The following is a 10,164-nucleotide window of genomic DNA, read 5'->3' as shown; positions in this document are numbered from 1 at the left end:
GTCAAAATCTGGTTTTCCGATGTCGCCGGACGCCCCAGCCTGCCGGTCACGCCCCTGAAACTGACAACCCGCTCCGGCAAAGACCTGACCCTGTGTAAAGACTACGTCGTCCCGGGCGGCAGTTTTACCTTCCTCCGGTCAACGCAGGCATTTATCAACGGTAAAACCTACCCCTATGGCAACTGGGATTAAGACTGGTTCTAAAGAAAAGGGCCGCGAATGCGGCCCTGATGGGGATTACTTAGCAACTTTGGTAATCTGTTTCACGTCGATTTCAACGGAGTTCCAGTCTTTATCCACTTCACCCTGGATTTCAACCACATCCTGCGGTGTGACGGTTACGCCGTTCCAGCGCTTGTGGTCGATATCCACATTCACCGTGCCGGTTGCATCTTTAAACACGTACAGGTCGTCGGAAATACGCTCAACGATGTTCCCGCGCAGGGTAACCCAGGTGTCATCACGCAGTGATTTGGCGCTTTCTACCGTCGTGCTGCTACCGTTAGGGCCGACAAATCCGCCGTTTTGGCTCTGCGTGGTGGTTGTCGTTGGCCCAGAGAAGCCGCCCTGCTGAGCTGCCAGAACAGGTGCGGAACACAGTGCCATTACGGCAACCATTGCAGCTAATTTTTTCATCGTCATGTCTCCCTTTCATGTTGGTTTACGACTATTAAATAAGTTAATCCTTAACAAGTTCTTAAGGCAAAAAAAGATACTTTTTTTGCTGTACAGAGACTGTAGCCACAGGTTTACTGACTGCAAATGAGTTATCGCAGGGATGAACATATGCGTATTTTACTGATCGAAGATGACACGTTGATTGGCGATGGCCTGAAAACAGGTCTGAGTAAAATGGGTTTCAGCATCGACTGGTTTACCGAAGGTCGCCAAGGGAAAGAAGCACTCTACAGCGCACCTTATGATGCGGTAATCCTCGACCTGACGCTGCCAGGCATAGACGGACGGGACATTTTGCGCGAATGGCGAGCCAACGGAAAGCAGGAGCCTGTGCTGATTCTGACCGCTCGCGACGCGCTGGCAGAACGCGTAGAAGGCCTGCGCCTGGGCGCAGATGACTATCTGTGCAAACCCTTTGCGCTGATCGAAGTTGCCGCCAGACTGGAGGCGCTGGTGCGTCGTGCCAGCGGTCAGGCCAGCAACACATTGTGCCATGGCCAGGTAACGCTCGATCCCGGCGCGCTGGTCGCCACGGCGGCGGGTGAACCTTTGTCACTCAAACCTAAAGAGTTCGCGCTGCTGGAACTGCTGATGCGCAACAAAGGTCGCGTCCTGCCCCGCAAACTGATTGAAGAAAAACTGTATACCTGGGACGAAAATGTCTCCAGCAATGCGGTTGAGGTCCACGTCCATCACTTACGCCGTAAGCTCGGCAGCGACTTTATCCGTACCGTGCATGGCATTGGCTATACCCTGGGTGACGCATGAAACTTACACAACGCCTCAGCCTGCGAGTCAGGCTAACGCTTATTTTTCTGATTCTGGCATCAGCAACCTGGGCCGTATCCAGTTTTGTGGCCTGGAGGCAGACTACCGATAATGTCGATGAGCTGTTTGATACGCAGCTGATGCTGTTCGCCAAGCGGCTTAGCACGCTGGATATCAGCGATGTCACCACCTCAAGCAATATGGCCCGCACGCCAAAAAAACTGAAACATGGCCATATTGATGACGACGCACTGGCGTTTGCCATCTACTCCACCGACGGCAAAATGGTGCTACACGATGGCGACAATGGCCAGGATATTCCCTACAGCTACAGCCGGGAGGGGTTTAGCGACGGCCAACTCAGGGGCGACAACGATTCCTGGCGCTTCCTGTGGCTGAATTCCGCTGATGGAAAATATCGCATTGTGGTGGGCCAGGAGTGGGAATACCGGGAGGATATGGCGCTGTCGATCCTTACCGCACAGTTAACCCCGTGGCTGGTTGCGCTGCCGCTGATGTTGCTGATCCTGGTGGTCATGCTGAGTCGCGAACTCAGGCCGCTAAAAAAACTGGCGCAAGCTCTGCGCTGGCGCGCCCCGGAATCAGAAGAACCGCTCGACCCGAAAGGTGTGCCAAGCGAAGTGCGCCCGCTGGTTGAATCGCTTAATCAGCTGTTTACTCGCATTCACTCTATGATGGTCCGCGAACGGCGCTTTACCTCTGACGCCGCTCACGAGCTGCGCAGTCCGTTGACCGCGCTGAAGGTGCAAACCGAAGTGGTGCAACTGTCAGACGACGACCCGCAAACGCGGGAAAAAGCGCTGGTGCAGCTGCATGCGGGAATTGAACGCGCCACCCGACTGGTCGATCAGCTCCTGACGCTTTCGCGCCTCGACTCCCTCGATAATCTTCAGGATGTGGCAGAAATCTCGCTGGAGGAGCTACTGCAATCCGCGGTGATGGATATCTACCACCCGGCCCAGCAGGCGCATATTGACGTACGTTTGCAGATTAACGCACACAATATCACGCGCACAGGACAGCCGCTGTTGCTGAGCCTGATGGTACGAAATCTGCTGGATAATGCCATTCGCTACAGTCCGCAGGGGAGCATTGTGGAAGTGACGCTCAACGCCCGTAACTTCAGAGTCAAAGATAACGGTCCTGGCGTTGCGCCGGAGGTACTTACACATATCGGTGAACGCTTTTATCGTCCACCGGGACAAAGCGTGACCGGTAGCGGTCTCGGCCTGTCGATTGTCCGTCGTATCGCGATATTGCATGGGATGTCAGCCTCGTTCGGCAACGCTCCGGAAGGTGGCTTTGAAGCAAAAGTCAGTTGGTAATTGCGTTATTGTTGCTCATATAGCAAAAGACTTTGCACATTTTGCTAATTTCACCGCACCGCTGGTGGGAGTAAAATCGTCCTCAAACGTATTTCCTTGAGGACACAAAATGAGCAACATTCTGATTATCAACGGGGCGAAAAAATTCGGCCATTCTAATGGTCAACTGAATGACACCCTGACCGAGGTCGCGGACGGTATCCTGCGCGACCTCGGGCATGATGTTAAAGTCGTACGCGCAGACAGCGATTATGACGTAAAAGCAGAAGTGCAGAATTTCGTCTGGGCCGATGCGGTTATCTGGCAGATGCCTGGCTGGTGGATGGGCGCACCGTGGACCGTGAAAAAATACATCGATGACGTGTTTACCGAAGGTCACGGTACGCTGTACGCCAGCGACGGCCGCACACGTTCAGATGCCTCTAAAAAATACGGCTCCGGCGGGCTGATTCAGGGCAAAAAATACATGCTGTCCCTGACCTGGAACGCACCGATGGAAGCCTTCACTGAAAAAGACCAGTTCTTCCATGGCGTTGGCGTTGATGGCGTCTATCTCCCGTTCCATAAAGCAAACCAGTTCCTGGGAATGGAAGCGCTGCCGACCTTTATCACCAATGACGTGATTAAAATGCCGGACGTCCCGCGTTATATCGCAGAATATCGCAAGCATCTGACCGAAATTTTTGGTTAACTGGTAACCTGGAATTAGAAGGAGTTAACCATGCTTACCGTTATTGCAGAAATCCGTACACGTCCAGGTCAACATCACCGCCAGGCGGTACTGGATCAGTTTGCCAAAATCGTTCCGACCGTACTGAAAGAAGAAGGCTGCCACGGCTATGCGCCGATGGTGGATCACGCCGCAGGTGTGAGTTTTCAGACTACAGCACCAGATTCAATCGTGATGGTTGAGCAGTGGGAAAGCATCGCGCATCTTGAAGCGCATTTGCAGACCCCGCATATGAAAGCCTACAGCGAAGCCGTGAAAGGTGACGTGCTGGACATGAATATTCGTATTCTGGAGTCGGGCATTTAAGATTGTCGATTTGCCGGGTGACGCTTAGCTATCCGGCATAAATCGCTTCGTCAGATGAGAGCCGGATAAGGCATTTTACGCCCGTCTCCGGCTTTTCTACATGCAATTACCCTTCGAGATCCGCCAGGTCGCCTTTCTCCTGCAACCAGTTACGACGATCTTCAGAACGCTTCTTGGCCAGCAGCATATCCATCATTGCGTTGGTACGCTGATCGTCTTCATCATCGATAATGAGCTGCACCAGGCGACGGGTGTTCGGATCCAGCGTAGTTTCACGAAGCTGCATCGGGTTCATTTCACCCAGACCTTTAAAGCGCTGCACGTTCGGCTTGCCTTTCTTGCGCTTTAACTGCTCCAGTACGCCCGCTTTCTCTTCTTCCGTCAGCGCGTAATAGACCTCTTTGCCGAGGTCGATACGGTATAACGGCGGCAGCGCCACGTAGACGTGACCGTGTTTCACCAGCGTGCGGAAGTGCTTCACAAACAGCGCGCACAGCAGCGTAGCGATGTGCAGACCATCGGAGTCCGCATCCGCCAGGATACAGATCTTGCCATAGCGCAATTGGCTCAGATCGTCGCTGTCCGGATCGATACCGATCGCCACGGAAATATCGTGAACCTCCTGCGAAGCCAGCACTTCATCGGAAGAGACTTCCCAGGTATTGAGGATCTTACCTTTCAGCGGCATGATCGCCTGATATTCACGATCGCGCGCCTGCTTGGCCGATCCGCCCGCCGAGTCACCTTCGACAAGGAACAGTTCGGTGCGATTAAGATCCTGTGCGGTACAGTCCGCCAGTTTACCCGGCAGCGCCGGCCCGCTGGTCAGCTTTTTACGCACTACTTTTTTCGCTGCACGCAGACGACGCTGCGCGCTGGAAATCGCCATCTCAGCCAGCAGTTCGGCTGACTGCACGTTCTGGTTCAGCCACAGGCTGAATGCATCTTTCACCACGCCAGAGACGAATGCCGCACACTGACGCGAAGAGAGGCGCTCTTTGGTTTGTCCGGCAAACTGCGGATCCTGCATTTTTACCGACAACACATAAGCACAGCGATCCCAGATATCTTCCGCCGACAGCTTCACGCCACGCGGCAGGATGTTACGGTACTCGCAGAACTCGCGCATCGCATCCAGCAGTCCCTGACGCAGACCGTTAACGTGCGTACCGCCCTGCATGGTTGGGATCAGGTTCACATAGCTTTCGGTCAGCAGCTCGCCGCCTTCCGGCAGCCAGAGCAGCGCCCAGTCCACCGTCTCCGTCTCACCGCTGAAATTACCGATAAACGGTTTTTCCGGCAGCGTCGGTAGGCCATTCACCGCTTCGCTCAGATAGTCATTTAAACCATCCTGGTAGCACCAGCGCTGCTCGCTGTTGTTGACCTCATCCTTAAAAGTGATCTCAACGCCTGGGCACAGTACCGCTTTGGCTTTCAGTACGTGCGTTAAACGCGAAACAGAAAAACGCGGGCTGTCAAAGAAGCTTTCATCCGGCCAGAAGTGCACGCTGGTCCCGGTATTGCGTTTGCCGCAGGTACCGACAACCTGTAAATCCTGCACTTTATCGCCATTCTCAAACGCGATGTTGTATACCTGCCCGTCGCGGCGCACGTTCACTTCCACACGTTTGGACAGGGCGTTAACAACGGAGATACCCACACCGTGCAGACCACCGGAGAACTGGTAGTTCTTGTTAGAGAACTTGCCGCCCGCGTGCAGACGACAGAGGATCAGCTCAACCGCCGGAACGCCTTCTTCAGGGTGAATATCTACCGGCATGCCGCGTCCGTCATCAATGACTTCCAGAGACTGGTCGGCATGTAAGATCACGTCCACGCGTTTCGCGTGGCCCGCCAGTGCTTCATCCACACTGTTATCAATCACTTCCTGCCCAAGATGGTTCGGACGGGTCGTATCGGTGTACATCCCAGGGCGACGGCGTACCGGCTCAAGCCCAGTGAGTACCTCAATGGCATCAGCGTTATAAGTTTGCGTCATGGTTTAAATAAGCAATTCGAATTGATCGTCAGAAACTGTGCAGTCCAAGGAAATCGACAATCGGGTTGAAATAATCTTCGAAGCCCGTGAATGCGTGGTTTCCGCCCTCAATAACTGTCTGACGGCAGGAGGCGTAATACGCCACCGCCTGGCGGTAGTCCAACACTTCATCGCCCGTTTGTTGGAGCAGCCAGATCAAATCCGGCGCTTCCAGCGGGTCAATCTGCATGACTTTAAGATCGTAAATATGGCGTGACTCTAGCACATATTGCTGCCCCGTGTAGGGGTTCTCGTTTTGACCGAGATAGTCGACCAGCAGTTCATAAGGCCGTACGGCAGGGTTCACCACCACTGCCGGCAGCATAAAACATTGCGACAGCCAGGTGGCGTAATAGCCGCCTAAAGAGGAACCGACAATCCCCAGCGACTCTCCGCCGTGTTCAAGAATGATCGATTCCAGCATCTCTGCGGCCTGCGCCGGATACGGAGGTAGCTGCGGCACGATCATCTCAACGTGCGGGTGGTGTTCCGCCAGCCAGTTTTTCAGTAAACACGCCTTCGCCGAACGAGGAGAGCTATTAAATCCGTGAAGATAGAGAAGCGTAGACATCAGTAGCCTTCTGAAGCGGTATCAGGGTGGAACCGATTACCCTGCAGACGACGTACCTGAGTCTGCAACGTCCCGTCGGCAAAAAGCTCCAGCGTCCGCCAGCCTGGGCTGATGGTATCCAATGTGAAGTTGGAACAGTGCGGTTTAAACTGCACGCAGGTCGACGGCGTCGCCAGCAGACGGCGTCCGTTCCAGTCCAGATCCAGTTCCTGATGAATATGCCCGCACAATAGATACTTGGCGCGAGGATAATTCACCAGCACGTTATCCAGTTCAGCGGCATTACGCAGACTGTGCTGATCGAGCCAGCTGCAGCCCGCAGGCAGAGGATGATGATGCAGAAGCAGCAAGGTATTACGCTCTGGCGCATCAGCAAGTTTACGCTCCAGCCATTCGAGCTGGAATTCACTTAACTCACCGTGGGGAACGCCGAACACCTGGCTGTCGAGCAGCAAGATTTGCCACTGTTCGCCAATGAAAACGCGTTTGGCCGGGGAAATGCCCGCATCCTGCAGCGCGCTGTACATTGCCGGCTGAAAATCGTGATTGCCCGGTAGCCAAACGCAGGGCGCACGAAAACTTGCGATGCCCTCAGCAAAATGCTGATAAGCCGCAGCGGATTGATCCTGCGCCAAATCACCCGTCGCGACGATCAGATCGTACTCAGGCGACTCTGCATGTATTGCATCCAGTACGGATTGATAGCTGTCCCAGGTGTTCACACCCAGCAGCGTTTCATGCTTTTCGGCAAACAGGTGAGTGTCTGTAATTTGTAAGATCCTGACTCTGGCCTCACCAGCCAAAGGAAGGGTTAACAGGCTTTCCAAATGGTGTCCTTAGGTTTCACGACGCTAATAAACCGGAATCGCCATCGCTCCATGTGCTAAACAGTACCGTAACCAGTCGGCCAAAAACTGATTAATTTGATGCTTTTCGTCGCGTTGATGCAACTTTTTATTTGGATAATCATACCGCGCTTTGAAGCGAAAGATCTGCTGACTTGAACACACTTCAGCCACCCTTGCGTCATGATACAGGCGCACGGTCAATGACGGCAGGCTCCAGTATGTGACGGCCGGTGCCGTTTGTTCGATCGCAACAAGCGTAGTGTATCGGGTCGATTCAACTATCGTTAACCGATATTGTGCGTTTGCTACCTGATAGCTCACTGTTTCACCGGCTGCATCATTACGTGGCAGCAGGCGGCGCAATTGCGAATAGTTGGTTTCGCACAGACGCATCATTTCAGGGAAGTCAGGTGTGTAACGCTTCATTTTTTCCACTCAGTTTTTAACTCTTGATAGTGCAGCTGTAACCATTGCAAGGCGATGACAGACGCTGCGTTGTCGATTTTCCCCTCTTCAACCCATTGATAAGCCTGTTCCCGGCTCACCACATGAACACGAATATCTTCGTTTTCATCAGCCAGACCATGGATCCCGCTCGCGGTCGTGGCGTCCACTTCGCCGACTAAAATAGACAGGCGTTCACTGGTGCCACCCGGGCTTGCCAGATAGCTCAGAACGGGCTTCGTCCGTTTAACTTCCAGCCCGGCCTCTTCCATTGCTTCACGACGGGCTACATCTTCAACGGTTTCGCCCTCTTCGATCATCCCGGCCACCATCTCCAGTAACCACGGGCTTTCGCTGGTATCAAATGCCGCGATACGGATCTGCTCGACCAGCACAACTTCATCTCGCTCAGGGTCAAAGGGTAGCAAGACTGCCGCGTGTCCGCGCTCAAAAATTTCGCGCGTTACCTCGCCGCTCATCCCCCCGTTAAACAGGCGATGGCGAAACCGATAAAGATCCAGTGAAAAAAAACCGCGGTATAGCTTTTCTCGTGCAATAATTTCTACATCATTTTTAGTGAAAGTCATTGGCAAGTTGTCTGGTTTACGCATTGTGCTGTCCTGAAACCAATAGTGATTAAAATGTGAATTTCAAGGTCGTTTGACTGATGTTTGAACGCCCTTGTGTTAAATTGATGCAAATTAACGCCGTATGGCACGTAACGCCAACTTTTTGAAGTGGCGGATTCTGCTAGAATCAGCAAATATTTTTACAATTTGATCAGCGCTAAATACTGCTTCACAACAAGGAATGCAAATGAAGAAATTGCTCCCCATCCTTATCGGCCTGAGCCTGTCGGGGTTCAGTACTTTGAGCCAGGCAGAAAACCTGATGCAGGTTTATCAGCAAGCACGCCTGAGCAACCCGGAATTGCGTAAATCCGCCGCCGATCGCGATGCTGCATTCGAAAAAATTAACGAAGCGCGTAGTCCATTGCTGCCGCAACTGGGTTTAGGTGCCGATTACACCTACAGCAATGGTTACCGTGATGCAAATGGCGTCAACTCCAATGCAACCAGCGCGTCATTACAATTGACTCAGACGCTGTTCGACATGTCTAAATGGCGTGCCCTGACGCTGCAAGAAAAATCAGCGGGCATCCAGGACGTGACCTATCAGACCGATCAGCAAACGCTGATCCTGAACACCGCCACGGCCTATTTTAACGTACTGAACGCAATTGACGTGCTTTCTTACACTCAGGCACAGAAAGATGCGGTCTATCGTCAGTTAGATCAGACAACACAGCGTTTTAACGTTGGCCTGGTTGCCATCACTGACGTACAGAACGCCCGTTCACAATACGATACTGTACTGGCGAATGAAGTTACCGCGCGTAACAATCTGGATAACGCGGTAGAACAGCTGCGCCAGGTGACCGGTAACTACTATCCGGAACTGGCTTCACTGAACGTTGATGGTTTTAAAACCAACAAGCCGCAGGCGGTGAATGCGCTGCTGAAAGAAGCAGAAAACCGCAACCTGTCGTTATTGCAGGCCCGTTTGAGCCAGGATCTGGCACGTGAGCAGATTCGTCTGGCACAGGATGGTCACTTACCGACTCTGGACCTGACCGCCTCTACCGGGGTATCTGACACCTCGTACAGCGGGTCTAAAACCAACAGCTCCCAGTATGACGACAGCAACATGGGCCAGAATAAAATCGGTCTGAGCTTCTCACTGCCGCTGTACCAGGGCGGAATGGTTAACTCGCAGGTGAAACAAGCGCAGTACAACTTTGTTGGCGCGAGTGAACAACTGGAAAGCGCACACCGCAGCGTGGTGCAGACCGTTCGTTCTTCGTTCAACAACATTAATGCGTCTATCAGTAGCATTAACGCTTACAAACAAGCGGTTGTCTCTGCACAAAGTTCTTTGGATGCGATGGAAGCCGGCTATTCTGTAGGTACACGTACCATTGTGGATGTGTTGGATGCCACCACCACGCTTTACAACGCCAAGCAGCAACTGGCGAATGCGCGTTATACCTATCTTATCAACCAGTTAAACGTCAAATCTGCGCTCGGTACGCTGAACGAGCAGGATCTGGTGGCACTGAACAATACGCTGGGTAAACCAGTATCCACGACTCCGGATACGATCGCGCCGGAAAATGCGCAGCAAGACGCCGCGGCGGACGGTTATACGTCCAACAGCGCGACACCTGCGGCGCAGCCGACAGCAGTACGTTCAACCAGCAGCACCGGCAACAACCCGTTCCGTAACTGATGCTGATGACGGGGCTTCGGCCCCGTCTGAACGTAAGACAACGTAAAGATCCGCCCCTTCTTCCGCATTCTCGCCTCTTACCGCTTCAATTTCGACCAGTCATCCTCTATTCTGAGCAGAGTTACCACTGGGTACTGGAAGACACA

General features: G+C 53.2%; 11 protein-coding genes and 1 pseudogene. 6 read left to right on the top strand and 6 right to left on the bottom strand.

All coding sequences use genetic code 11. The annotated features are described in order from the left end of the window. A pseudogene (locus OGX90_RS05625) lies at positions 1-192 on the top strand (DUF2931 family protein); the annotation flags it as partial. A 45-nt stretch (positions 193-237) separates the two neighbouring features. On the opposite strand, the gene OGX90_RS05620 reads toward OGX90_RS05625, so the two are convergent. Then, positions 238-636, bottom strand: a complete 399-nt coding sequence (locus OGX90_RS05620) for a YgiW/YdeI family stress tolerance OB fold protein (protein ID WP_003024544.1) — start codon at positions 634-636, stop codon at positions 238-240. A gap of 150 nt (positions 637-786) precedes the next feature. Here OGX90_RS05620 and qseB point away from each other — a divergent pair, with 150 nt between their 5' ends. The 4 genes from qseB to OGX90_RS05600 all read left to right on the top strand — a co-directional run bounded on the left by qseB (position 787) and on the right by OGX90_RS05600 (position 3,828). Then, positions 787-1,446 carry a quorum sensing response regulator transcription factor QseB gene (gene qseB / locus OGX90_RS05615; protein WP_003828394.1) on the top strand — a complete coding sequence of 220 codons (660 nt, stop codon included), beginning with the start codon at positions 787-789 and terminating at the stop codon, positions 1,444-1,446. Then, positions 1,443-2,792: a quorum sensing histidine kinase QseC gene (gene qseC / locus OGX90_RS05610; protein ID WP_286623316.1), complete on the top strand. Its 1,350-nt coding sequence runs from the start codon at positions 1,443-1,445 to the stop codon at positions 2,790-2,792. Before qseB ends, qseC begins: the two co-directional genes overlap by 4 nt. A gap of 109 nt (positions 2,793-2,901) precedes the next feature. Then, a complete protein-coding gene (locus OGX90_RS05605) occupies positions 2,902-3,483 on the top strand; it encodes an NAD(P)H-dependent oxidoreductase (RefSeq protein WP_003828397.1) in 582 nt (193 codons plus the stop codon). A gap of 30 nt (positions 3,484-3,513) precedes the next feature. Then, on the top strand, positions 3,514-3,828 hold the full coding sequence (locus OGX90_RS05600; protein WP_003024557.1) for a putative quinol monooxygenase: 315 nt from the start codon (positions 3,514-3,516) through the stop codon (positions 3,826-3,828). Positions 3,829-3,934: 106 nt separating this feature from the next. On the opposite strand, the gene parE is transcribed toward OGX90_RS05600, so the two are convergent. Genes parE through nudF form a run of 5 tightly spaced genes read right to left on the bottom strand, consistent with a single transcriptional unit; the run spans position 3,935 to position 8,340 of the window. Next, positions 3,935-5,827: a DNA topoisomerase IV subunit B gene (gene parE, locus OGX90_RS05595; protein WP_003024571.1), complete on the bottom strand. Its 1,893-nt coding sequence runs from the start codon at positions 5,825-5,827 to the stop codon at positions 3,935-3,937. 28 nt (positions 5,828-5,855) lie between these two features. Continuing rightward, the gene (gene yqiA / locus OGX90_RS05590) at positions 5,856-6,437 is read right to left on the bottom strand and encodes an esterase YqiA (protein ID WP_003024575.1); all 582 of its coding nucleotides are present in this window, start codon (positions 6,435-6,437) and stop codon (positions 5,856-5,858) included. Beyond that, entirely contained in the window at positions 6,437-7,264 is an 828-nt protein-coding gene (gene cpdA, locus OGX90_RS05585; protein ID WP_016154517.1) for a 3',5'-cyclic-AMP phosphodiesterase, read from the bottom strand. Before cpdA ends, yqiA begins: the two co-directional genes overlap by 1 nt. A gap of 24 nt (positions 7,265-7,288) precedes the next feature. Beyond that, positions 7,289-7,711 carry a DUF1249 family protein gene (locus OGX90_RS05580; protein WP_003024582.1) on the bottom strand — a complete coding sequence of 141 codons (423 nt, stop codon included), beginning with the start codon at positions 7,709-7,711 and terminating at the stop codon, positions 7,289-7,291. Then, a complete protein-coding gene (gene nudF / locus OGX90_RS05575) occupies positions 7,708-8,340 on the bottom strand; it encodes an ADP-ribose diphosphatase (protein WP_032945031.1) in 633 nt (210 codons plus the stop codon). Before nudF ends, OGX90_RS05580 begins: the two co-directional genes overlap by 4 nt. A 199-nt stretch (positions 8,341-8,539) precedes the next feature. Between nudF and tolC the strand changes: the two genes are divergently transcribed. Next, a complete protein-coding gene (gene tolC / locus OGX90_RS05570) occupies positions 8,540-10,018 on the top strand; it encodes an outer membrane channel protein TolC (protein WP_286623313.1) in 1,479 nt (492 codons plus the stop codon). The last annotated feature ends 146 nt before the right edge of the window (positions 10,019-10,164 follow it).

Origin of the sequence: Citrobacter sp. Cpo012 (genome assembly GCF_030333015.1) — a bacterium.
Lineage (GTDB): Bacteria > Pseudomonadota > Gammaproteobacteria > Enterobacterales > Enterobacteriaceae > Citrobacter > Citrobacter portucalensis.
The sequence above is the reverse complement of the archived record's forward strand: the minus strand, read 5'-3'. Positions and strand labels throughout refer to the sequence as shown.